The organism is Methylorubrum populi (genome assembly GCA_036946625.1).
Lineage (GTDB): Bacteria > Pseudomonadota > Alphaproteobacteria > Rhizobiales > Beijerinckiaceae > Methylobacterium > Methylobacterium populi_C.
In genome coordinates this window covers 2,137,221-2,160,001 of record JAQIIU010000003.1, presented here as the reverse complement: position 1 = coordinate 2,160,001, position 22,781 = coordinate 2,137,221, and the positions used below count along the sequence as shown (strand labels likewise).

Genomic DNA, 22,781 nt, shown 5'->3' with positions numbered 1-22,781 from the left:
GGGCCGCCCTCTCCGTCATTGCGAGCCGAAAGGCGAAGCCATCCAGCGCAACGGGGCCGGAGCACGCTTCACCAGTGAGGAATCGCAGCCGGATCACCGAAGCGTCGCCTCGAAAAAAGCCGGGCGACCCGCCCTCAGATCAGTCCGAGGGCCGCCAGCTCCCGCCGCAGGCTCTCGGGCATCTCGGCGACTTCGCCGGCGCTGGCGCGGTCGAGGTCGGCCGGGGCGTCGCGGGCTTCGAGGTAGCGCCAGCCCTGGAACGGGCGGCAGGGGCGGGGCGAGACCGGCGTCACGGCCGGATCGAGCACGAGGCGGCAGCGGCCGATGCCGTCGCTGCCGGTCACCGGCTCGATCGCCCGGATCGGCTGGCGGCAGATCAGCGTGCCCTTCATCACCCAGTAGATCGAGCCGCGGCCGGCGATGGCCCCGGCCCGCTTGGGGACCATGCGGGTGACGTGCGCGGTCGAGGGATCGCCGCCGAGGCGCAGCGCCTCGGCTCGGTTGTGGGCGATGCGCGCCTCCAGCTCCTCGATCGAGGAGGGGCCGACGCACAGCTTCAGGAGATGCAAGGCCATGACGCGGGCCCTATAGCGCATCGCGGGGCGAAAGTGGCCGCCGCCCTTCGTCCAGGGACGGCAGGCACCGCGGCGCCCTGCCCTTCTCAGGCGAACAGCGCGATCTTCTCCTCGATGCTCAGCGCGTCGAGGTCGGGGAAGGCCGCGGCGAGGTCGTCCTCCGCCGCAGGCTCGACCGTCGGTGCGGGGGGCTCCGAAGCGGCCGGGACGGCGAGGTCGGCGACGGTCTCGGGCGCCTCATCCGCAACCGCGGTCGCCGGCGGCACGGGCTCCGGCGGTGTATCGAACCGGGCGGCGGTCTCGGCCTCGATGGCATCCGACGCCGGCTCGGGATCGGACGTCTCTTCGGCCGCGGTCTCGACGGTCGGCACGTCCCATCCGGTCACGGCCTGGTCGGCGACGGTGACCGTTTCCGCAAAACCCTCGGCCGGGCCCCCATGCGCCGGCTCCGGACCCTCCGGCAGGAAGGCGAGGTCGCCGTCGAGGGCGACCGTCGGCAGCGGCGGCAGGACGGGGGCCCGCGCCGGGGCCGGGCTCTCCATGTCGAGGAAGCGGTCGACGTCGTTCTGGTCGAGGGCCGCGGCCGTCTCCGCGCGCGCATCCGGGTCGAGGGAGGGCACCGCGTCGTCCGGGCTGCCCCAGATGCCGATCATCGAGGCGATGCGGTTCTCGAGGTAGCGCAGGGTGTGCACCACGCGGCTCGTGCGCTGCGCGGTGAGATCCTGGAACGAGCAGGCGGTGTAGATCTGCGTGGCGTGGCGGTCGAGGGCGTCGCAGAGCGCCGAATCGGCCCCGCCCTCGCGCAGGGTCCAGGCCGCCTCCTGCACCTCCTCGGCGGCGCCGAGGATGTCGGAGGTCGCCCGCTCGGTGGCCCGCACGATGGCGTCGAGGGCTTCCGAGGCGACCGTCAGGCGGCTCTCCCCCTGCTCGGGCGCGGAGAGGGCGGCGACTTCGGCCCGGGTGCGGGCGATGGCGTCGGCCATCTCCATCAGGTCGCCGCGGAAGCGTCCGACATCGTCGGGCCGCTCGGTCGTGACGGCGTTCTCGATGCGCCGGATCGCGTCGAGCAGCACCTCGGTGTCCGCGTTGCGGTTGCGCCGGGCGTATTCCGCCAGGAACCACCGGCCGCGCTCGGTCTCCCGAACGGCGTCCTCGATGGCATCGTAGCGCGACGCGTCCAGCGGCGTCAGGGATCGGGAACTCGACATCACACCCCGCAGGAACCCTCACCCGTAAGACCAGTCGGCGATGAGGATCACTCATCGTCGGCTGCCCCCGCGCCAAGGGATGCGGCTTGGGGGCGGCGGCCATCCGCCGCTTGGTATAAGACCCGGCACCCGCAAGGGAGCGTCGTGACGATTGACGGTCCGCCCGAGATTGACACGAGCGCTTTAACGGCGGCTTACGGTTTTCGCGCCGCGCGGCCTCCCCGCGCCGCTTTTTGCCGACCGGACCGGCGGCCTCCCGCGCCGCAGGCCAGCGGCGCGGTCTCCCGCTCGTTCGGCGGCACGGCGACCTTCCTGGTGATGGCGCCGCCGGCGCTCGCCGGCCTCGCCCTCGTGACGCTCGCGCGCCGGGTGCAACGCGCTCGGGAAGCCGGACGGTTTGGCGAGGCTTCCCGCGATGCGGTATAGGCAGCGCTTGAGGAGTCCGTCCCGAGATCGCCGGGGCGGCAGCGGGAGCGGCGGCGTGCGGATCGCAGACGGCTCGGGCACCTTGGCGGGCACCTTGGACTGCGCGGATGCCGAACTCGATGCCGGCAGCGGCCGCGTGATCCTGCACGGGCGCTGGACGGCGGATCAGGGGCCGGCGGTCGAGAGCGCCTCGGCGCGCATCGCCGCCCACGGCACGGTTCAGGGCCGAAGCCGGCCGGTGCTGGTGGACCTGAGCCGGCTGACGCGGCTCGACACCCTCGGCGCCTGGGTGCTGGAACGGACCCGCGCCGAGATCGAGGCGGCGGGCGGGCGACTGGCCTATGCCGGGGCGCGGCCCGAGCACCGCATCCTGCTCGGCGAGATGGGCCTGCGCGAGCCCGAGCCGGCGCCGCGGGACGCGCGCAACCCGCTGGTCCGCCTCCTCGACGCGACCGGGCGCCGCGTCGCCCGCGGCGGCACCGAAGTGCTGGCCGGCCTCGCCTTCCTCGGCGAGGTGGTCGCCGCCGCCGGCCGCGTCGCGCGCCGGCCTCAGGCCTTCCGCGCCGCGGCGCTCGTCAACCAGCTCGAACAGGTCGCCTTCCGCGGCGTGCCGATCATCGTGCTGATCTCGTTCCTCGTCGGCGGCATCGTCGCCCAGCAGGGCATCTTCCAGCTCCAGCGCTTCGGCGCGCAGAGCTTCGTCGTCAACCTGATCGGCCTCCTGATCCTGCGCGAACTCGGCGTGCTGCTCACCTCGATCATGGTGGCGGGCCGCTCCGGCTCGGCGTTTACCGCCGAGATCGGCTCGATGCGCATGCGCGAGGAGGTCGATGCGCTGCGCGTCATGGGCCTCGACCCGGTCGAGATCCTGATCCTGCCGCGCATCCTCGCCCTGGTGATCGGGCTGCCGCTTCTGACCTTCCTCGGCTCGCTCGCCGCGCTCGCGGGCGGCGGCCTCACCGCCGCGCTCTACGGCGGCATGACCGTCGACGCCTTCCTGGCGCGGCTCCAGGCGGCGGTCTCGTTCCACCACTTCGCCGTCGGGCTGATCAAGGCGCCGTTCATGGCGCTGACCATCGGCATCATCGCGACGATCGAGGGGTTCGCGGTTCAAGGCTCGGCGGAATCGCTCGGCCGCCACGTCACCGCCGCAGTCGTCAAGTCAATCTTCATGGTGATCGTGCTGGATGGCCTCTTCGCGGTCTTCTTCGCCGCGATCGATTTCTAGAGCATCGTCCCGAAAGGCGGCCTCCGGCTTGTCTGAAAAGACGATGCGAAAACAAGAGCCTAGCGCATCGTCCCGGAGCCGGTTTCCGGGACGATGCGCCAAGCGTCTCTCACGAAACTCCCGCTGCGCTGTCGCGCCCGGGGTGAGCGCGGACGGTGATCGGGAGTTTCGTGAGGCACTCTGAGCCGATGCGGACAGGCGACTTGGCAGGCGACTTGGCAAGCCCCCCTTCGTCCTCGCCCGAGGCCGACGCGATCATCCGCGTGCGCGACCTCGTGGTCGGCTTCGGCCGCCGCACGGTGATGAAGGGGCTCGACCTCGACATCCGCCGCGGCGAGATCCTGGGCTTCGTCGGCCCGTCCGGCCAGGGCAAGTCGGTGCTGACGCGGACCATCCTCGGGCTCGTTCCGAAGCGCTCCGGCACCATCGAGATCTTCGGCGAGGACGTGGACGGATTGACCGTCGCCCGGCGGCGCCGATTGGAGCAGCGCTGGGGCGTGCTGTTCCAGCAGGGCGCGCTGTTCTCGGGGCTGACCGTCAAGCAGAACATCCAGATGCCGATGCGCGAGCACCTGAAGCTCTCCGAGCGGCTGCTCGACGAGTTCGCCCGGCTGAAGATCGAGATGGTCGGCCTCAAGCCGGATGCGGCCGACAGGTACCCCTCGGAGCTCTCCGGCGGCATGATCAAGCGCGCGGCGCTCGCCCGCTCGCTCGCGCTCGACCCCGAGATCCTGTTCCTCGACGAGCCGACCTCCGGCCTCGACCCGATCGGCGCGGGCGAGTTCGACGACCTCGTCTCGACCCTGAAGAAGACGCTCGGGCTCACCGTCTTCATGGTGACGCACGATCTCGACAGCCTCTACACCGCCTGCGACCGCATCGCCGCGCTGGGCGACGGCCGCATCATCGCGGAGGGCACCATCGCGGAGATGCTGGCGAGCGACCATCCCTGGCTGCGCGCGTACTTCCACGGCAAGCGCGCCCGCGCGCTGGCGGCCCCGGCGAGCACCGCGCGGCCGGGCTACGCCCATGCTTGAGCGACGGATGATCGTCCCCGGTGCGGTTGCGCACCGCTTCGCCCCCTCGGATCGGGATTAAAGCTGGGCCGATGGAGACTCGCGCAAACTACGTGCTGATCGGCGCCTTCACCATCGGCGTCGTCCTGGCCGCCTTCGGTTTCGTGTTCTGGCTCCAGGGCGGCTCCCGGGGGCAGGCGACCCAGGCGCTGCGCATCGTGTTCTCCGGCTCGGTCGGCGGGCTCGCCAAGGGCTCGACCGTGTCGTTCAACGGCATCAAGGTCGGCGAGGCGCTCGACGTGCGCCTGCTGCCGCAGGATCCCCGCCGCGTCGTCGCGGTGGTGCAGGTCGATCCCTCGACGCCGCTGCGCGCCGACACCCGCGCGCGCCTCGATTCGGCGATGCTGACCGGCGTGTCGCAGATCGCGCTCTCCGGCGGCAGCGCCGACGCGCCCGCGCTCACGCCCGGCTCCGGCGACAAGATGCCGACGATCTTCGCCGATTCGAGCGACATCCAGGACATGATGGCGGCGGCCAGGCAGATCGCCCAGCGCGCCGACGACGTGCTCCAGCGCCTCGACAAGGTGGTGGCCGGCAACGAGGGCGCGATCAACCGGACGCTGGCCAATGTCGAGGCCTTCTCGAAGACGCTGGCCGATGCCGGCCCCTCGATCGCCGGCCTGGTCAAGGCGGTGGACGGCCAGCGCCTCGACCGGGTGATCGAGAACGCCGACACCTTCTCGACCGCCCTGGCCAAGTCCAGCCCCGACATCGAGGCCGGACTGCACGACGCCCGCGCTCTCGCGGCCAAGCTCAGCGCCTCGGCCGACCGGATCGACGGCGTGCTGAAGGGCGCCGAGGGCTTCCTCGGCTCGGCCTCGGGCCAGCAGGGTGCCGGCACCTTCGCCGAGATCCGCGAGGCGGCGATCTCCGTGCGCGACGCCGGCAAGGCGTTCCGGGCGCTCTCGGAGAACCTCGACAAGCGCACCGCCAACATCTCGACGAGCTTCAGCCGCCTGTCGGGATCGAGCCGCCGCGAGGTCGAGGCGCTGTCGGGGGACGGCCAGCGCACCCTCAACAGCCTGAACCGGGCGGCCCGCAGCCTGGAGCGCGACCCGTCCCAGGTCATCTTCGGCGGCAAGCCATCGTTGCCGGAATACAACGGTGGCCGCTGAGCGGCCGTGTTTCGGGACGACGTGTCGGCACGCACCGCCCCGCTTGAGCGTTGCCGTATGCTCCCGCGTGCTGGAGCATCGTCTCGAAAGGTGGTCTCCGGCCTTCGGAAAAAGACGATGCAGGAACAAGAGTTGAGCGCATCGTCCCGGAGCCGGTTTCCGGGACGATGCCCTGGAGGGGGCGGCAGTCCCCTCGATCGCGAACGGACGGTGCCCGAGCGTATGACGCGTCTTCCTCTCACGCCCGCCCTCCCCGGCCGCCTCCTGCGGGCGGGCGCCCTGCTCGCCCCGCTCGCGCTCCTCGGCGGCTGCGGCGGCGGCGCCACGCCGCTGACCTTCGACCTCGCCGCCCTGCCGGGGCAGGCCCGGGCCGGCGGTGCCGCCCGCTCCATCGTCGTGTCCGAGCCCGTCGGCCTGCAGCCGATGGAGGCCGACCGCATCATCGTGCGCGAGCCCGGCGGCTCCCTCTCCTTCCTCGGCGGCGGCCAGTGGGTCGACCGCCTGCCGCGCCTGATCCAGACGCGGGTGATCCAGAGCCTGGAGAATACCGGCCGGCTGCGCTCGGTCTCGCGGCCGGGCGACAAGGTGCCGTCCGACTACCAGCTCGTCAGCGAGATCCGCGAGTTCGACATCAATTCCGGCACCGGCGAGGCGGTGGTGGACCTCTCGGCCAAGCTGATCGCCGAGGGCAGCGGCCGGGTCGTCAACGCCCGTGTCTTCACCGCCCGCGTGCCGATCCGGACGGTCGATCCGCAGAGCGCCGCCACCGGCCTCGACGCCGCCCTCGCCCAGGTGCTCGCCGACCTCGTGCGCTGGGTGAAGACGGGGCGGTGAGGGCTTTTCCCCCCCTCATACCGTTTCCGGTCGATCGCTTCGGGTTTCGCCCCCCTCCGTCATCGCGAGCGGCCGCGAAGCGATCCAGGGCGCGACAGGTCCGGAAAGGTCGCGCCCTGGATCGCCACGGCTTCGCCTCGCGATGACGCAGGAGAGGCCGAAGTCATCGACCGGATGTCGTATCACTCCATCACGGCGGCCTTCATGATCACCACCATCGTCGCCCGGCCCGGCCCGTCGCCGAGGCAGCGGATGCCGTGGGGGCGGTCGCAGCGGTAGCGCAGGGTCTCGCCCGCATTGGCCCGCTGCACCTCGCCGGCCACCTCGACCTCGAAGCTGCCCTCCAGGACCGAGAGCGACTCGACCGAGCCGCGCTGGTGCGCGTCGGATTCGAGCACGCCGCCGGCATCGGCGGCGACGTCGTACCATTGCAGCCACTCGACGGTCTTGATCCAGCCGATGATGGCGAGCCGCACCCGGCCGTCCTCGGAGACCAGGCGCGGCGTGTCGGCCCGGGAGAAGCGCTCGATGAAGGGCTCCTCGTCGGAGGTGGCGAGCACCCGCTCGATCGAGACGTCGAGGGCTTGGCTGAGCCGCCAGATCGTGGCCAGCGTCGGGTTGGTCTCGTTGCGCTCGATCTGGCTGATGATCGACTTCGCCACGCCCGACTGCTCGGCGAGTTCGGAGAGCGAGAGGTTGTAGGCCTTGCGCAGCCGCTGGATCGTCTTGCCGAGCTGGCCCGAGAGCACCTGGGCACCGCTGGCGAGATCCTTCGGCCGTCCGCGCTCGAGGCTTGCCGCTATGTCCTGCATCACGTCGGTCCGCTGAAGAATGCCCGCCGAAACACCCGCGCGCCGGGAAAACCCTCTCGGGCGGTCCGGATCACGGGGTTGTCCGCAGGGCACCGAAAGGCGTTCCGTTATCCGAACGAGCGTTTGGTCTGTCAAACGAGAAAAGCCGGACAGGGGCCGCTTTTGCGCCCTTGAGCGCCTATTGCCAGAGCGCGAAGAAGTGGTGGAGCGGGCCGTGGCCGTGGCCGACGGGGACCGAATCCGCCGCGCGGATCGCCGCGGTGACGTAGGCTTTCGCGCTCCCCACCGCCTCGGCGAGACCCTGGCCCCGGGCGAGCCCGGCCACCACCGCCGCCGAGAGGGTGCAGCCGGTGCCGTGGCTGTTGCGGGTCTCGATGCGCGGGGCGGCGAACCGGCGAAGCGTTCCGCCCGCGGCGATCAGGTGGTCGACGCTCTCGCGGCCCTCGCCGTGGCCGCCCTTGATCAGCACGGCCCGCGCCCCGCGCTCCAGCAGCCGCCGGGCCTGGCCCACGGCCTCGTTCTCGTGGCCCGCCTCCGCCTCGCCGAGCAGCGCCGCCGCCTCGGGCAGGTTCGGGGTGACGACGGTGGCGAGCGGCATCAGTTCGCCGCGCAGGATCTCGACGGCCTCCCCCGAGATCAGCCGGTCGCCGCTGGTCGCCACCATCACCGGATCGAGCACCACCGGGATGCCGGTCGCGTGCCGCCGCAGGCCCTCGGCCACCGCGCGGATGGTCTCGGGCCGCGACAGCATCCCGATCTTCACCGCGCCCACCGCGAGATCGGAGAAGACCGCGTCGATCTGCGCGGCGACGAAGTCGGCCGGCACGTCGTGGATCGCCTGCACGCCGCGGGTGTTCTGGGCGGTGAGCGCGGTGACGACGCTGGCGCCGTAGACGCGCAGCGCCGCGAAGGTCTTGAGATCGGCCTGGATGCCGGCGCCCCCGCCCGAATCCGAGCCGGCGATGGTCACGGCGATGGCGGTCATGGGCGTCTCCTCTCCCGCGTTCGGGCGTCTCTTTCTAACGGGTTCCCATGCTTCCGCGCCGGTCCAGCGCCTCGTCGACCCGCGCGCGCAGGTCGCGCGCCTTGGCCTCGGTCGCGCCGCCCTTGAACAGGGCGCCGATCAGCGCCACGCCGTCGGCGCCGGCACGGATGACCGAGGCGGCGTTGCCGGCGTCGATCCCGGCGATCGCCCCGAGCGGCAGGGCCCGGCCCCGGGCGAGCCGGGCCCGGAAGACGATGCGCTGCAGTCCGTCGAGGCCGACCGGCGGGTCGGGATTGTCCTTGCTGGTGGTGGCGAACACGCCGCCGATGCAGGCGTAGTCGATCGGCAGCCGGTAGAGTTCGTCGGCCTGGGCCCCGGTCTTCACGGTGAGCCCGACGATGGCGCGGGGCCCGAGCAGGCGGCGCGCCTCCTCCGGGTGGAGGTCGGACTGGCCGAGATGCACGCCTTCGACGCCGGCGGCGAGCGCCAGATCGACCCGGTCGTTGACGAGGAGCGGCGCCCGCCCGGCCACCGCCGCATGGATCGCCCGGATGCGGGCGAGGGCGGCGCGGGCGTCGGCGAGATCCTTGTCGCGGTATTGCAGCAGGGTGGCGCCGCCTGCGGTCGCCTCCGCGGCCAAAGCGGCGAGCGCCGCCGCATCGCCGCCCAGCACGCCGACATCGAGGAGGCCGTAGAGGCGCAGGTCCACCGCGGCCCCGGCCTGCGGCCGGGACAGGCCGAGTCCCGTTCCGATGCTCATGCCGCGCCCCTGGTCGTGCCTCTTGTCGCGCCCTTTGCCCGCACCCCGTCCGCCGCCATGCCCGCTCCGATCGATCGCATGCGCCTTCGGTCTAGCAGGATCGGCCCGCCGCCGCGACCGGGGCCGCCGGCCGGGGCCGCAACGGGCTGCGGATGGAGCCGCGCCCTCCGTTGACGCTGCCGGGGGCGATCCGGCAAGAGCGGGGAGGGCCGGCCGGAACCGCTTCCGCTTCCGCCGCCGAGAGGATTCCCGAGGCGACGGGCGCGAGGCCCGAAGGACGGAGCCGACGAACGCAGCCGAAGAACGCATGAGCACGGCCGAACCGGGTGTGGCCGCCATCGCGGCGGAGACGGGGATGCGCGCCGCCGGCGCCTCCTCGGTGGGGCTCGTCGCCGTGATCGTCGCGGCGACGGACGGCGAGCCGCGCGCGCTCACCGTGCAGGTGTCCGGGCAGGCCGGGGGCCGCGAGAGCGCGCTGCCGGCTGGCCCCCTGGTCCCGGAGCACGCCACCCTGGAAAAGGGCCTGCGGGCCTGGGTCGAGCAGCAGACGCATCAGCGGCTGGGCTACGTCGAGCAGCTCTACACCTTCGGCGACCGCGACCGCGAGGGCGGCCAGCGCGGCGTCCACCTGCTCTCGGTGGCCTATCTCGCCCTGGTGCGCGAACTGCGCCCGGCGGGCCTGGCGGAGGCCGCGTGGCGCAACTGGTACCGCTATCTCCCCTGGGAGGATTTTCGCGAGGGGCGCCCGCCCGCGCTCGCCGCGATCGAGCCGCGGCTGATGGCCTGGGTCGCCGCCGCCTCCGACCCGAAGCTCCGGCGCCTGCGCGAGGACCGGGTCGGGCTCAGTTTCGGGATCGGCGGCGCCTGGAACGAGGAGCGCGTGCTGGAGCGCTACGAGTTGCTGTTCGAGGCCGGGCTGATTCCCGAGGCCAAGGGGCAGGTGGGCGCCGCCATCCCCGCCGACCTCGCCGTGACCGGCCAGCCGATGGCCCACGACCACCGCCGGGTGCTCGCCACCGCGATCGGCCGCCTGCGGGGGAAGATCAAGTATCGCCCGGTGGTGTTCGAGTTGATGCCCCCGGCCTTCACCCTGCTGCAACTGCAGCGGACGGTCGAAGCCCTGTCGGGCACCCGGCTGCACAAGCAGAATTTCCGCCGCCTCGTCGCCCAGCAGGGATTGGTGGAGGAGACCGAGGCCCTCACCAGCGGCAATGCCGGACGCCCGGCCCGGCTGGTGCGCTTCCGTCGCGAAGTGCTGCTGGAGCGCCCCGCCCCCGGCGTACGGCTCACCCCGTCGCGGCGGACGGTGTGACGGTTCGTCCCCGTCGGCATCCTTGGAACGCGCGCCCGAACCGCTCCGGACAGCCGGCCGCGAGCGTCGGGGCCAGGGGCAGATCGGCGCGGGTGCACAGGACGAACCCGTAATACCGTTTCCGCTTGATCGCTTCGGGTTTCGCCCCCCTCCGTCATCGCGAGCGACCGCGAAGCGATCCAGGGCGCGACAGGTCCGGAAAGGTCGCGCCCTGGATCGCCACGGCTTCGCCTCGCGATGACGCAGGAGAGGCCGAGGTCATCAACCGGATGTCGTATAAAAGGGCGTCAGCAGATCGGGACCCGGAGACGAACCGCTGGCCATGTCCCGTCCCATGCCTCGTCCACGCGCACGAGGAGCATCCGCTTGTCTCGGTCGAAGGACGCGGCCTGCTCGCGGAACAGAAGTTCGACCGAACGGATCTCGTCGCGCGTGACCTGTCTTTGTGCCCAAGTCATAAGCAGTACGCCCGATTCGGCGTTTGCGGATTCGGCGTGAGAGCCTGTCTGACCGGCCGACGTGTCTTCGTCACAGGGCAGCTTCGATGATTGCTCGTGGATCAAGCTGTCTTCGACTTCGCCGGGATGGGTTTCGAGGGCTGACTCGAGATTTGACCGCGCCCGACCCTGTCGTCGGGCGCGGCCGATGATGCGGCGATCGGCGGGCCCTCAGGCCTGCTCTTCCTTCTTGCGGCGCGGGGCGCGTCGCTTCTTCTCCGGAGCGGGCGGCGGCTCCGGCTCGGCGGCCGCCGGCGCGGGGGCCGTCTCCGGCTCGGGATCGGAGATCCGGCGGCGCTGCTGGCCCAGGCCCAGGGCACGGGCCAGCTCGGAACGCTGCTCGGAATAGCTCGCCGAGGTCATCGGGTAGTCGTTCGGCAGGCCCCATTTCGCCCGGTACTGCTCGGGGGAAAGACCGCGCAGGGTGAGGTGGCGGCGCAGCGTCTTGTAAGGCTTGCCGTCCTCGAAGCTGACCAGGAAGTCGTGGCTGATCGACTTGCGGATCTCCTGCGGCGTCGCCTTCGGCGGGCCGGTCTCGGCGGAGGGACGGCCGCTCTGGCTCACCGAACGGATCGCCTCGTGCACCTCGCCGAGCAGCTTCGGCAGCTCGGCGCTCTGGACATGATTGTTGCTGACATAGGCGGAGACGACATCTGCCGTCAGGGTGACGAGGCGGGCTGTTTCCGCGTCCTGTTCGCTGGCATCCATGGTGCAATCTTCTGCGAGGGGAGGATAAGTTCGGTAACGGTAAGCTCAGCGCCTCTGCGGAGCAAGTCATAGAGGATGAAAACGGCTGCTTGGACGTCGAAGAAAATGCAGCCGGACCAGAATTTCTATGCTGTGTGGATCAAAAAATCGTGGTTCGGAAGCTGCGCCGAAAAACCATCGCCTTCACTTTCTGCCCATCAGGTTGCTCAACCAGAAATATTGCAAATGTTAAGAAGCATGCGCCATGCGGATTAAAAGCTGCGTGTTCTCAACGGTTTGAGATTTTCGCTGTTCGAAGCGAACGTGTCTCGACCACAGGGTTCCGCTGGCCACCCCGTGAAAACGGCGCTTCGGGCCTCCGACCGTCCCCTGCCTGCGACATCCTGCCGCGGGGTCCGGTATTTTCTGTGGATTTCCGGGGTGCATCCGGATTGGCGCTGCGTTGTCCGGAACGGTCGCGCGCCGAACGGCCCCGGCTTCGCGATCTGCTGGCGAAGGGCGTCGGGCCGCTCGGATGCCTCGTCCGGGGCCGCGCGACGGTGCGGGAAGGCTTTGGAGCGTTCAGTCGAGATCGAGCATCAGGCCGAGATTCTGCACCGCTGCCCCCGAGGCGCCCTTGCCGAGGTTGTCGAGGCGGCCGACCAGCACGGCCTGACTGTGACTCTCGGAGCCGAACACCCGCAATTCGAGCCGGTCGGTGTCGTTGAGCGCTTCCGGTTCGAGGCGCTCGCGGTGGGCTCCCTCCTCCGCGCCGCGCACCACCGTCACCCGCGGGGAATCGGCGTACCACGCGGCCAGCGCGTCCTCGAGATCGCCGGGATTCGGCCGGCCGGGCAGGCCGCCCAGATGAAGCGGGATGCTGACCAGCATGCCCTGACGGAAATTGCCGACCGACGGAATGAAGATCGGGCGCCGGGTGAGGCGGCTATAGGCTTCGATCTCCGGCAGGTGCTTGTGGCCGAAGCCGAGTCCGTAGAGTTGAAACGGGGCGCCCTCCCCCCGCTCGTAGGTCTCGATCATGCTGCGGCCGCCGCCGCTGTAGCCGCTGACCGCGTTGATGCTGACGGGGTGGTCGGACGGGATCAGGCCGCGCTCGACCAGCGGGCGCAGCAGGGCGACCGCCCCGGTCGGATAGCAGCCGGGATTGGCCACCCGCCGTGCGCCGCGGATCGCGTCGGCCTGATCCGGGGCCATCTCGGCGAAGCCGTACACCCAGCCCGGCGCGATGCGGTGCGCGGTGCTGGCATCGAGCAGCTTCGGGCCGCCGCCGGGCAGGCCGTCGGCGAGGGCTGCGGTCTCGCGGGAGGCCTCGTCCGGCAGGCAGAGCACGACGAGATCGACCGCTTCGAGAATCGCCCGCTTCGCGCCTGCGTCCTTGCGGCTCTCGTGCGGGATGCTGACGAGGCGCACCCTGCCCTCGTGCTCCAGGCGTTCGCGGATGCCCAGGCCGGTGGTGCCGGCCTCGCCATCGATGAACACCTTCGGGGCGGCGGCCGGGGGGGGGGGGGCTGACGCCGTCGGACATCGCGGATCCTCGCTCGCCCGGTTTCGGGCCGGTTGGGCGGCCCGCCGAAACCCCTGCGGCCGTCGGCGGCGCGGGGATGTCGGCAGGACGCATCGTCGGGCGCAGGTGGAAGCTTCGTCTTCCCCTGTCAATGTTCGCGTCGCTCCGCGCAGCGTGTGTGGATGGGACGGATGCGCGGCCGGAACCCAGGATGAAGGCTCCTGTTGACAGCCGAATGTCGATCGGGAGGCGAAAGCGATGTCGGGCACCGCGAGGAAGGCCGACCCGAAGCTCTGGGAGAAGGTGGAGGTGACGCAACCCTCCAAGGGCGGCAAGGCCGGAAACGGCGGCGCGACAAAGGCCGAGTCGATGCAGCAGCGCTGTTCAAGGCCGTGAATCCGCGCGCCGGTCCCGGCACCATCCTGGGCGTGATGGCCGGTCAGGCCTCGGACGGACCGGCCGCCGACGGCTCGGGCTCGCCGGCGGTGTAGCCTTCGAGCCAGTCCAGGCTCTCCTGCGAGCCGGCCTCGTAGGGATTGGCGGAATCGGGCTTGCCCATCGCCTTGGCGGACTTGCCCTCTTCGAAAATCTTGCTCGACACGACGGCCATCGAAGCCTCCTTTCTCCGGAAAATCGCCCGCCCGGTTGGATCGGCGGGCGCGCGATGGGGAATGGCTCGATGCGCCCGGGGTTCCCCGGCCTCAGGCCACGGAATCGGATTCCCGGCCCGGTTTCGCCTCGGCCCGGTGGAGCCGGCTCAGCAGGACGAGCAGCGGGCCGGGCAGCGGGGCCTCCAGGGTGTCCGGAGCGAGGATGTGGGAGGCCACCGCGCGGCGGCGGTCGGGCCGCGGCTCGCGCTTCACGACGACGGGGGAACGGCGACGGGCGGATCGGGGTGTCATGACGCGAACGGGGACTCGAGCGCCTTGTGGGCAGGGTCGAGCGCCTCGCGCAACGCCCTTCCACCGGGCATGGCCCCGTCGGTCGAGGGACCGGCGAGGATCGCGAGAGACGCTTTGGCCGGTGAGAACGCCGTCTTCCGGCGACAGTTCCACTGATTTCGTCTAGAAATTAAACATAATGCCTGAGAATTAGGCTGTTTCGGGCTTGCCCGTGCTTTCATGGCCACGCTTGGCCGGCGACGGCCGCGTGTACCGGGCGGCGAGGGAGACCGCGAAGCCCGTGGCTCTCCCCGCGTGCGGGTGGTAGAGGGCGGCTCATGCTCGAAGGTCTGCCTCCGCACCGGCCCACGCACGTCCTGCGCCTGATCACGGACGAGCCCTCCGCTCGCGCCATGACCGAATTGCTGGGCGAGATGTTCGATCCCATGGAGACGGCGGTCGCCGCCTTCGAGGTGGAGGAGACCGGCGCGTGGCGGTTGGAGGCCTATTTCTCCGACGAGCCCGACGCGGCGACGATCCGCGACCTGATCCGCCCGGTGCTCGGGGCGCAGGCCGACGCGGCCGCCTTCGAGACCATCGACCGGCAGGACTGGGTGCGCGCCTCGCTGGAGGGCTTGAAGCCGGTGCGGGCCGGCCGCTTCCTCGTCCACGGCAGCCACGACCGGCATCACGTGCGCCCCAACGACCTCGCCATCGAGATCGAGGCGGCGCTCGCCTTCGGCACCGGCCATCACGGCACCACGCTCGGCTGCCTGCGGGCGCTGGTGGCCGAGCTGAAGCGGCGGCGGCCCGCCCGCATCCTCGATGTCGGCACCGGCACCGGCATCCTGGGCTTCGCCGCCGCCAAGGCGCTGCACACCCCCGTGGTGGCCGGCGACCTCGACCCGGAAGCCGTGACCACCGCCCGCGGCAATGCCCGCCTCAACGGGCTTGGCCCCCTGATGCGCCTCTACACCGCGCCGGGCGTGCGCCACGCGCTCGCCGACCGCCCCCGCGGCTTCGACGTGGTGTTCGCCAACATCCTGGCCCGCCCGCTCAAGCGGCTCGCCCCCTCGCTCGCCGCCGTGGTGGCCGACGACGGCGTGCTGATCCTCTCCGGGCTGATCGAGCGGGACGTGCCGGGCGTGCTCTCGACCTACCGCCACCGCGGCTTCCACCGCGCCCGCTCCGGCGTGATCGAGGGCTGGGCCACGCTGGTGCTGCGCCGGGGCGGGGCGGCGGCGCGTCCCCGCTGAGTGTCTCTCACGAAACGCCCGCTGCGCCGACGCGCCCGAAGGGGAAACGACCGGTGGCCGGGCGTTTCGTGAGGCACTCCGAGCCCACGCCGAGAGGGTGTTGCGGCGCGCGCGCGAAGCGATACGTTCCCGCCATGATGCCTGCCATGACCAGCGCCCGCCCCCGCTTCCAGACCTTCGACGATCCAGGCCACGCCAAGGGCCCCGAGCGGATCGAGGCCCTGCGTGCGGCCCTGCGCGAAATCGGCGCCGACGGCTTCGTGGTGCCGCGGGCCGACGAGCACCAGTCCGAATACGTGCCGGCCCATGCCGAGCGCCTCGCCTGGCTCACCGGTTTCACCGGCTCCGCCGGCACGGCGGTGGTGCTCGCCGAGGCGGCGGCCCTGTTCGTCGACGGTCGCTACACCCTCCAGGCGCCGGAGCAGGTCGATACCGGGACGATCGCCGTGGTGCCGCTGGCGCAGACCACGCCGGAGGCGTGGCTCGGCGCCCATCTGAAGTCGGGCCAGACGCTGGCCTACGATCCCTGGCTCCACACGCCCGACGGGGTCGCCCGCCTGGAGCGCGCCGCGGCGAAGGCGGGGACCTGTCTGCGGGCGGTGGAGGACAACCTCGTGGATGCGGTCTGGGCCGGGCGGCCGCGCCCGCCGGCCGGACGGGTCGCGGCCCATCCCGACGCGCTCGCCGGCGAGACGCGCCCGGACAAGCTCGGCCGCATCCGCGCCGCGCTCGAAGAGGACGGGGTCGATGCCCTGGTGATCTCCGATCCGCACAACCTCGCCTGGACGTTCAACCTGCGCGGGGCCGACATCGCCCACACGCCGCTCGCCCTCGGCTACGCGCTCCTGCCCCGCGAGGGTCGGGCCGCCCTCTACCTGACCTCGCCGGACATCGATGCCGATCTGCGGGCCGTCCTGGAGCCCCTGGCGGAGATCCGCCCGCGCAGCGCCTTTCCCGACGGTCTCGCCGCGCTCTGCGCCGGCGCCGCGCGGGTGCGGCTCGACGCGGCGACGGGGGCCGCGGCGCTGAAGCACCGGGTCGAGGCCGCCGGGGGCGTGGCCGATGTCGGGGCCGATCCGGTCACCGCGATGAAGGCGGTCAAGAACGCCGCGGAGATCGCCGGCACCCGCGCCGCCCATCACCGCGACGGCGTGGCGGTGACGCGCTTCCTCGCCTGGCTCGACCGGGCGGCGCCGGCCGGCGTGAGCGAGATCCGGGCCGTCGAGGCGTTGGAGGATTTCCGCAGCGAGGGCGGCCTGCTGCGGGACGTCTCGTTCCCGACCATCTCCGGCTCGGGGCCGAACGGCGCCATCGTGCATTACCGCGTCACCCGCGCCACCGACCGGACCGCCGGCCCCGGCGAACTCTTCCTGATCGATTCCGGCGCGCAGTACGCCGACGGCACCACCGACATCACCCGCACCGTCGCGCTCGGCCCGCCGACGGACGAGATGCGCGACCGCTTCACCCGGGTGCTGAAGGGGCACATCGCCATCGCCCGCGCGGTCTTTCCCGAGGATACGACGGGCGCGCAGATCGACGCCCTCGCGCGCCAGAGCCTGTGGCAGGCGGGGCTCGACTACGACCACGGCACCGGCCACGGCGTCGGCGCCTTCCTCTCGGTGCACGAGGGGCCGCAGCGCATCGCCAAGACCGGCACGGTGGCGCTGAAAGCCGGCATGATCCTCTCGAACGAGCCGGGCTACTACCGGGCCGGCGCCTACGGCATCCGCATCGAGAACCTGATCCTCGTGGAAGAGCGCGCGATCCCCGGCGGCGACCGGGCGATGCTCGGCTTCGAGACCCTGACGCTGGCACCGATCGACCGGCGCCTGATCGATCCGGATCGGCTCGGCGCCGACGAGGCCGACTGGCTCGACGCCTACCACGCACGGGTCAGGGCGGCGTTGGCGCCCGATCTCGACGGGCCGACGCGGGTGTGGCTGGAGGCGGCGACGCGGCCGATCGGGGCTGGATAGGCGCCGGCCGTTCCGGAGCCTCGGTCGGTGAGGGTCGTCTACGGTCCCCACGCCCTCGACACGCTCGTGGACCGCGCCATCGAACGCGCATGGGTCGAGCGTACCCTTGCGGCGCCGGACAGCGTCGAGCCGGACCCCGTCCATCCGGACCGGCTGCGGGCCTTTCGGGCGCTCCCCGAACGGGACGGGCGCGTCCTGCGCGTGGTATACCTTCCGATCCCCGGCGGTGCTCGCGTCGTTACGATGTTTCTCGATCGCGGCAGGAGGAGGAAAGCGTGAAGAGCCGCTACGATGCCGAGACCGATGCGCTCTACGTCCGCTTCACCGAGACGCCCATTGTCGAGAGCGAGGAGGTGCGGCCCGGTCTCGTCCTCGATTTCGATGCCGAGGGTCGGATCGTCGCCCTCGAAATCCTGGACGCCACGGAGCATCTGGCGAGCGGGGCCGACCTCGCCGCCCTGACGGCTGCCTGAGCAGGCTCTTCCGGTCGATGGCCGAACGCCCCGCAATCCTGTTCGTGTGCCTGGGCAACATCTGCCGCCCGCCCCTGGCGGAGGTGGCCTTCCGGTGGGAGGCGGAGCGGATCGGGCTCGACGTCACGGTCGATTCCGCCGGCACCGGCGGCTGGCACGCGGATTACGCCTTCGGCTCCGTCGCCATCGAGAACGTCTGGAGCGCCGATTGGCCGGTTTTCCGGGGCGAGCGCCGCCTGCTCTGCCGTTCCGGGGCGCCGACAAGCGAACCCGGACCCGAAGGGGCGCGCCGAAGGCGTGCAATCCATGATCGGGCACGACATCGTGCATCGGCCGCTCATCACACGTGGGGTCCAGGTTCCGCTGTGCGGCCCCGGATGACGGCGGTGGTTGGATGATGCCGGAGCACACCGACATTGAACGACGTTCGGAGGCACGGTCCCCGCCCCTACTCCGCCGGCGCGGGGGCCGCGGCGAGCCGCGGCTCGAAGCGGCCCTCGCCCGCCGGCTTCATCTCCACGCGCCGGTCGTGGTGCCGGTGCAGGGTCGAGCGGTGGCCGATCGAGACGAGGGTGGTGCCGGGCATCGTCGCGCGCAGCATCCGGTAGATCTCGGCCTCGGTCTCCTCGTCGAGGGCGGCGGTCGACTCGTCGAGGAACAGCCAGTCGGGCTTGGCGAGGATCGCCCGGGCGATGGCGAGGCGCTGCTGCTCGCCGCCCGACAGGCGCCGATCCCAGCTATCCACCTCGTCGAGGTTCTCGGCGAGGTGCGGCAGTTGCGCGGCGCGGAGGGCCTCGCGGATCGCCTCGTCGGAGAAGCGGTCGACGGTGTGGGGATAGGCGACCGCCCCGCGCAAGGAGCCGAGCGGGATGTAGGGCCGCTGCGGCAGGACCAGTGCCGATTGCCCGGCCGGCACGTCGACGCGGCCCTTGCCGAACGGCCAGATCCCGGCGATCGCCCGGAACAGGGTCGACTTGCCCGAGCCCGAGGGGCCGGTGAGCAGGGTCGCCCCGCCCTTCGGCAGGTCGAGCGCGCCCGCCCGCACGATCTCGCGGCCGTCGGGCAGCGCCAGCGTCAGGTCGCGGGCGGTCACGGCCCCGGCGGTCTCGTTGCCCTGCGCGAGCCCGTAGCCGGCGCCGGCCAGCGCCTCGGCCTTGGTCATCGCCCGCTTGAACGAGCCGAGACGCATGGTGTTCGCCTTGTAGGCGGCGAGGATGGTGTAGGAGGTGATGAAGAAGTTCAGCGAGTTCTGGACGTTGCCGAAGGCGTTCGCGGTCTGCTGGAGCGCCCCGAGGGTGATCTTCTTGGCGAAGAAGGAGGGCGCGGCGATGACGAGCGGGAAGACCGCGCTCACCTGCCGGTAGCTGAAGGTGAAGGCGATCAGCTTGATGCGCCGGAAGATGATGCCGACGTAGTTGTCGATGATGGCGTGGAACAGGGTGGTGAGCCGCGAGGCCTCGGCCCGCTCGCCGCGCAGGAGCGCGATCTGCTCCGAGTAGATGCGGTTGCGCGCCAGCGCGAAGCGGAAGTCCGCCTCGACCTGCTCCTGCCGGTAGTCGAGGCCGATCAGCGGCTTGCCGATGACGTGGGTGAGCCACGTGCCGACCACCGCGTAGGCGATCACGAGCCAGACGAGGAAGCCCGAGATCACCGTGTCGGTGAACGGCAGCACGAAGTCGCGCGAGAGCGTCCACAGGATGACGATGAAGGAGACGAGCTGCGCGGCCTGCGACAGCAGCCGGGTCGAGAGGGTCGTGGTCTGGGCGATGAAGTTGTTGACGTCCGACTGGATGCGCTGGTCCGGGTTGTCGGCGTGCTCGTCGGTGAACGGGATGCGGTAATGCGTGCCCTCGCCGAGCCAGCGCTCGTAGAGGCTGTGGGTCAGCCAGGTGCGCCAGCGAAGCTGCAGCGCGGAATCGACGTAGAGATCGAACATGCCGATCGCGACGTTGAGCACCGCGAGCGGGACGAACACCCACAGGACCTGATTCCAGAAGGCCGCCGCGTCCAGCGCCTGCAGGGAATTGTACATGTCCCGGTAGTAGAAGTTGAACCCGAGCGTGATCGCCACGTCGGCGAAGGTCACGAAGACCGACAGCGCCACGAGGTTGCGGCCGATCCGACCCTCGGTGCGGCCGAACCGGCGGAACAGGCCGATTTCCCGGCTCGGCGCGTCGTGGCTCGCGAAATAGGGGTCGGCGATCAGGGTGATGTCGCGGATCGGCTTCCAGCGCGAGACGGCGAGCACGATGGCCGCGAACACCACGGAACCGGTCGCCGCGAAGTCCGGCGGCAGCAGGGCGGCGACCATGCCCGGCAGCGCGTCCATGCTCGCCAGCGTCTTCGCGACGGCGAGCAGCAGGTAGCCGATTCCGTAGACCGAGACGAAGATCTTGAGGTAGGCCGAAAGGGTGTTCGAGGCGACGAGGATGCCCGCCATCGCGAAACCCGCCAGCGAGACGTAGAGCGGCGGCGAGGGCAGCCCCGGCAGGATCGCCGGCATGGCCAGCAGCACGAGCGCGACGAGCGCGGTGAGCACGGCCTGGATGCCGAGCCCGCTCTTCAATGCGGCCACGCGAAATCTCCTTCTCGCTGCGCCGGCCCCGCTCATCCCTGCCCGGATGAGGGGCCGGCGGTCGGGGTCATCGCCGAATGCAGCGCCCCTGACGATCCCCCGTGGCGAGATCGTGGCGCGGGCCCGCGCCTGTCACGTGAAATTTCCGTCATGTCGCGCATGACGACCGTCCGCCGCCAGCGCGGCGGAGGACGGGGTGCGACACCGTGGAACCGCGCCGGGCGGGCGAACGCGTCCCCGCGCTCAGTTCGCGTCCCAGTTCCAGTCGCCGTAATCCGGCTCGCGGCAGCGATAGCCGATCGGACATTGCGGGTTGTCGCGGGTCGGCACGAAGCGCAGCTCGGCGATCTCGGCGAGGTCGCAGAAGCTGCGGTCGCGCACGAAACGCTCGGGCGGCCGTCCGCCGAAGCCGAGCGTGACCGCGCCCTCCGCCTTCACCATGGCCATCGCCTCCGCACAGGTCGGGCGCGCCGTCTGCGTGCGCGGCTGGGCGAGGGCCGGACCGGGGGCGACGTGCGACGTCAGGAGGGGCGCCAGTGCCGAACCGAGAACGGCGAGGGTGACAGGTTTCATCACGCGGCTACGGTCGACGGCCGGTCGCGGCCGCCAAGCTTGACCATGGCAGGTTCCGCCTGCGCCGGGAAGGGGTTGCCGTGCCTCTGCCGCAATCTGAGAGTCTATCCTCGGGCATGGGCCGACGAGCCCTGCCACGACCCGCGCCGCCCTGCCGCCGAAGGGCCGACGCGTCCCTCGAACGGGAGCGAAGTCGAGCCATGTCGGGCCTGTCGATCCTCAACCTCGATGCCGTGCGCGCCGCGCCGGTGATGCGCGAGCCCTACACCTACTTCCTCGGCAGCGGCGTGCTCGACGCCGCCGCCGTGGCGGAGATCCGCGCGGATTTCCCCGACATCGCCAAACCCGGCTACCTCACCGTGGACGAGGTGGCGCTGAAAGGCCGGTTCAAGGCACTGGTCGACGCGTTGGAGAGCGATGAATTCTCCCGCATCCTGAGCGAGAAGTTCGGCATCGACCTCGTGTCGTGCCCGCGGCTGACCACGATCATGAAGCGCAGCCAGCTCAAATACGGCTCGATCCACACCGACGGACCGTCGAAGGTGATGACGCTGCTCGTCTACATGAACGATGCCTGGGAGGCGCCCGCCGCGGGGCGCCTGCGCGTGCTCTACGACGGCCGGCACTACACGCCCTTCGCCGTCGAGGTGCCGCCGACCATGGGCACGATGTTCGCTTTCCTGCGGGCGGACAATTCCTGGCACGGCCACGAGCCGTTCGAGGGGGAGCGTCGCGTGGTGCAGGTGGCCTGGGTCAAGGATGCGGCCGAGCTGGCGCGCAAGAAGAAGCGCAACCGCACGGCCCAGTTCCTGAAGGGGATCTTCGGACGCTAGGATGACGTTGGCCGGAGCGAACGCCGAAGGGACGGCGATGACGGAAGGCGCGCAGGACGCGGACGGGAGCGGTGCGACGCGGGAACCGGCCGCGGTGTCGCGGCGGCGCCTCGCGATTCCCGTGATCCTGGCCGCGGGCTGGGGCGCGCTGTTCGCCTATACGCTGGTCGTGCTCACCGACGACGGGCCGGTGGCGGCGAGTGCCGGGCAGGCCCGGCTCGCCGCGGCGGACGGCATCGACGTTCCGGAGGTCCGTCTTCCCGAGCCGGAACGCCCGCCTGCGCCCGCCGCCCATCCGCCGCGGGTGCTTCCGGTCGCCGCGCCCGCCCCGCCGCTGGAGACGGTGGCGCCCCCGGCCGAGCCGCGTCCGGCGGCCCCGCTGGTGGAGCGGGCGGCCTTCGTCGGCGTGTGGGGGCCGAATCCGGTGGCCTGCGGCCAGCGCCAGCGCCGCCGCGGCTTCCTGCCCGCGACCATCACCGAGGACGGCGCCAAGGCCGGCCGCACGATCTGCCGCTTCCGCAACAACCGCCGGGAGGGCGGCACCTGGACCATGGCCGCCGATTGCAGCGAGCGCGGCCGCCGCTGGACCTCGCAGGTGCGCCTCGTGGTCGAGCAGGACCGTCTGACCTGGACCAGCGGCAAGGGCCAGGCGAACTACATCCGCTGCGGCCGCAAGTCGGACTGAGAGCCAGGGCCATCGCTTGAGGCGATGGCCCTGGTTTCTTGGCCAGCCTCAGTCGCCGGCGCCCGCCTCCGCGGGCTCAGGCTTTCGCTCCGCTCGATGTTTGTCAGGACGAATGTCCAGACAAACCCGCTCCGCGCGGCGCTCTTCGCGCCGCGAAGCCGCTCATGCGGCTTCGAGCGATGGCCCTGGACTGAGAGCCTTCTCTGCTTGGCCAGCGTGCCTTCAGGCAACGCCCGCGAAGGGGAGAGCTTTTTCCCGTTCCCACCCTCATCCTGAGGCGCCGGAGCGTAGCGGAGGCCTCGAAGGGTGTTCCAGGGATCGGGCGGAATCTGGAGGATCCTTCGAGGCCCGCTGACACGGGCACCCCCGGATGAGGGGATGGGAGGTTCGCCGTCGAGCAGGCTCTCATACCGTTTCCGCTTGATCGCTTCGGGTTTGGCCCCCCTCCGTCCTCGCGAGCGGCCGCGAAGCGATCCAGGGCGCGCC

Annotated in this window: 26 protein-coding genes; 14 read left to right on the top strand and 12 right to left on the bottom strand. The window is 71.4% G+C overall.

Features of this window, described 5'->3' with window-relative positions; genetic code table 11:
- Window positions 1–134 precede the first annotated feature (134 nt).
- Window positions 135–575 carry a DUF1489 domain-containing protein gene (locus PGN25_21545; GenBank protein MEH3120098.1) on the bottom strand — a complete coding sequence of 147 codons (441 nt, stop codon included), beginning with the start codon at window positions 573–575 and terminating at the stop codon, window positions 135–137.
- A gap of 86 nt (window positions 576–661) precedes the next feature.
- Complete coding sequence (locus PGN25_21540) at window positions 662–1,783, bottom strand: hypothetical protein (protein MEH3120097.1); 1,122 nt, start codon at window positions 1,781–1,783, stop codon at window positions 662–664.
- Window positions 1,784–1,927: 144 nt separating this feature from the next.
- Here PGN25_21540 and PGN25_21535 point away from each other — a divergent pair, with 144 nt between their 5' ends.
- From PGN25_21535 to PGN25_21515, 5 genes are all read left to right on the top strand, one after another.
- Complete coding sequence (locus PGN25_21535; GenBank protein MEH3120096.1) at window positions 1,928–2,209, top strand: hypothetical protein; 282 nt, start codon at window positions 1,928–1,930, stop codon at window positions 2,207–2,209.
- Window positions 2,210–2,264: 55 nt separating this feature from the next.
- Window positions 2,265–3,437, top strand: coding sequence for an MlaE family lipid ABC transporter permease subunit (locus PGN25_21530; protein MEH3120095.1), 1,173 nt, complete (start codon window positions 2,265–2,267; stop codon window positions 3,435–3,437).
- A gap of 215 nt (window positions 3,438–3,652) precedes the next feature.
- Entirely contained in the window at window positions 3,653–4,474 is an 822-nt protein-coding gene (locus PGN25_21525; GenBank protein MEH3120094.1) for an ABC transporter ATP-binding protein, read from the top strand.
- Between the two features lie 71 nt (window positions 4,475–4,545).
- Complete coding sequence (locus PGN25_21520; GenBank protein MEH3120093.1) at window positions 4,546–5,628, top strand: MlaD family protein; 1,083 nt, start codon at window positions 4,546–4,548, stop codon at window positions 5,626–5,628.
- Between the two features lie 222 nt (window positions 5,629–5,850).
- Window positions 5,851–6,462: an ABC-type transport auxiliary lipoprotein family protein gene (locus PGN25_21515; GenBank protein ID MEH3120092.1), complete on the top strand. Its 612-nt coding sequence runs from the start codon at window positions 5,851–5,853 to the stop codon at window positions 6,460–6,462.
- Window positions 6,463–6,644: 182 nt separating this feature from the next.
- On the opposite strand, the gene PGN25_21510 is transcribed toward PGN25_21515, so the two are convergent.
- From PGN25_21510 to PGN25_21500, 3 genes are all read right to left on the bottom strand, one after another.
- Window positions 6,645–7,274 carry an XRE family transcriptional regulator gene (locus PGN25_21510; protein ID MEH3120091.1) on the bottom strand — a complete coding sequence of 210 codons (630 nt, stop codon included), beginning with the start codon at window positions 7,272–7,274 and terminating at the stop codon, window positions 6,645–6,647.
- Between the two features lie 178 nt (window positions 7,275–7,452).
- The gene (gene thiD, locus PGN25_21505; protein ID MEH3120090.1) at window positions 7,453–8,259 is read right to left on the bottom strand and encodes a bifunctional hydroxymethylpyrimidine kinase/phosphomethylpyrimidine kinase; all 807 of its coding nucleotides are present in this window, start codon (window positions 8,257–8,259) and stop codon (window positions 7,453–7,455) included.
- Between the two features lie 34 nt (window positions 8,260–8,293).
- The gene (locus PGN25_21500; protein MEH3120089.1) at window positions 8,294–9,019 is read right to left on the bottom strand and encodes a thiamine phosphate synthase; all 726 of its coding nucleotides are present in this window, start codon (window positions 9,017–9,019) and stop codon (window positions 8,294–8,296) included.
- Window positions 9,020–9,374: 355 nt separating this feature from the next.
- On the opposite strand from PGN25_21500, the gene PGN25_21495 reads away from it, so the two are divergent.
- Window positions 9,375–10,331 (top strand): hypothetical protein, encoded by a 957-nt coding sequence (locus PGN25_21495; GenBank protein MEH3120088.1) that lies wholly within the window; start codon window positions 9,375–9,377, stop codon window positions 10,329–10,331.
- Window positions 10,332–10,618: 287 nt separating this feature from the next.
- Here the strand turns inward: PGN25_21495 and PGN25_21490 are convergent, their stop codons facing one another.
- The 3 genes from PGN25_21490 to argC form a co-directional block, all read right to left on the bottom strand.
- On the bottom strand, window positions 10,619–10,894 hold the full coding sequence (locus PGN25_21490; protein MEH3120087.1) for a hypothetical protein: 276 nt from the start codon (window positions 10,892–10,894) through the stop codon (window positions 10,619–10,621).
- A gap of 105 nt (window positions 10,895–10,999) precedes the next feature.
- Window positions 11,000–11,536 carry a MucR family transcriptional regulator gene (locus tag PGN25_21485; GenBank protein ID MEH3120086.1) on the bottom strand — a complete coding sequence of 179 codons (537 nt, stop codon included), beginning with the start codon at window positions 11,534–11,536 and terminating at the stop codon, window positions 11,000–11,002.
- A 561-nt stretch (window positions 11,537–12,097) separates the two neighbouring features.
- Window positions 12,098–13,015, bottom strand: coding sequence for an N-acetyl-gamma-glutamyl-phosphate reductase (gene argC, locus PGN25_21480; protein ID MEH3120085.1), 918 nt, complete (start codon window positions 13,013–13,015; stop codon window positions 12,098–12,100).
- Between the two features lie 283 nt (window positions 13,016–13,298).
- On the opposite strand from argC, the gene PGN25_21475 reads away from it, so the two are divergent.
- A complete protein-coding gene (locus tag PGN25_21475) occupies window positions 13,299–13,436 on the top strand; it encodes a hypothetical protein (protein MEH3120084.1) in 138 nt (45 codons plus the stop codon).
- A gap of 43 nt (window positions 13,437–13,479) precedes the next feature.
- On the opposite strand, the gene PGN25_21470 is transcribed toward PGN25_21475, so the two are convergent.
- The gene (locus PGN25_21470) at window positions 13,480–13,650 is read right to left on the bottom strand and encodes a hypothetical protein (GenBank protein MEH3120083.1); all 171 of its coding nucleotides are present in this window, start codon (window positions 13,648–13,650) and stop codon (window positions 13,480–13,482) included.
- 91 nt (window positions 13,651–13,741) lie between these two features.
- Window positions 13,742–13,942, bottom strand: a complete 201-nt coding sequence (locus PGN25_21465) for a hypothetical protein (GenBank protein ID MEH3120082.1) — start codon at window positions 13,940–13,942, stop codon at window positions 13,742–13,744.
- A 317-nt stretch (window positions 13,943–14,259) separates the two neighbouring features.
- On the opposite strand from PGN25_21465, the gene PGN25_21460 reads away from it, so the two are divergent.
- The 5 genes from PGN25_21460 (at window position 14,260) to PGN25_21440 (ending at window position 18,027) form a co-directional block, all read left to right on the top strand.
- Complete coding sequence (locus PGN25_21460) at window positions 14,260–15,177, top strand: 50S ribosomal protein L11 methyltransferase (protein MEH3120081.1); 918 nt, start codon at window positions 14,260–14,262, stop codon at window positions 15,175–15,177.
- Window positions 15,178–15,323: 146 nt separating this feature from the next.
- Window positions 15,324–17,156: an aminopeptidase P family protein gene (locus PGN25_21455; protein ID MEH3120080.1), complete on the top strand. Its 1,833-nt coding sequence runs from the start codon at window positions 15,324–15,326 to the stop codon at window positions 17,154–17,156.
- A gap of 27 nt (window positions 17,157–17,183) precedes the next feature.
- Window positions 17,184–17,435 carry a DUF4258 domain-containing protein gene (locus PGN25_21450; GenBank protein MEH3120079.1) on the top strand — a complete coding sequence of 84 codons (252 nt, stop codon included), beginning with the start codon at window positions 17,184–17,186 and terminating at the stop codon, window positions 17,433–17,435.
- A complete protein-coding gene (locus PGN25_21445; GenBank protein ID MEH3120078.1) occupies window positions 17,432–17,629 on the top strand; it encodes a DUF2283 domain-containing protein in 198 nt (65 codons plus the stop codon). Before PGN25_21450 ends, PGN25_21445 begins: the two co-directional genes overlap by 4 nt.
- Before the next feature lie 17 nt (window positions 17,630–17,646).
- Window positions 17,647–18,027 (top strand): hypothetical protein, encoded by a 381-nt coding sequence (locus tag PGN25_21440; protein ID MEH3120077.1) that lies wholly within the window; start codon window positions 17,647–17,649, stop codon window positions 18,025–18,027.
- A 50-nt stretch (window positions 18,028–18,077) separates the two neighbouring features.
- Here PGN25_21440 and PGN25_21435 read toward each other — a convergent pair whose 3' ends face one another.
- Complete coding sequence (locus tag PGN25_21435) at window positions 18,078–20,204, bottom strand: ABC transporter ATP-binding protein/permease (protein ID MEH3120076.1); 2,127 nt, start codon at window positions 20,202–20,204, stop codon at window positions 18,078–18,080.
- Window positions 20,205–20,447: 243 nt separating this feature from the next.
- Window positions 20,448–20,777, bottom strand: coding sequence for a hypothetical protein (locus PGN25_21430; GenBank protein ID MEH3120075.1), 330 nt, complete (start codon window positions 20,775–20,777; stop codon window positions 20,448–20,450).
- Window positions 20,778–20,977: 200 nt separating this feature from the next.
- Here PGN25_21430 and PGN25_21425 point away from each other — a divergent pair, with 200 nt between their 5' ends.
- Both PGN25_21425 and PGN25_21420 read left to right on the top strand, forming a co-directional pair.
- Window positions 20,978–21,610, top strand: a complete 633-nt coding sequence (locus tag PGN25_21425; protein MEH3120074.1) for a 2OG-Fe(II) oxygenase — start codon at window positions 20,978–20,980, stop codon at window positions 21,608–21,610.
- A 37-nt stretch (window positions 21,611–21,647) separates the two neighbouring features.
- A complete protein-coding gene (locus PGN25_21420; GenBank protein MEH3120073.1) occupies window positions 21,648–22,295 on the top strand; it encodes a hypothetical protein in 648 nt (215 codons plus the stop codon).
- Window positions 22,296–22,781: the final 486 nt, after the last annotated feature.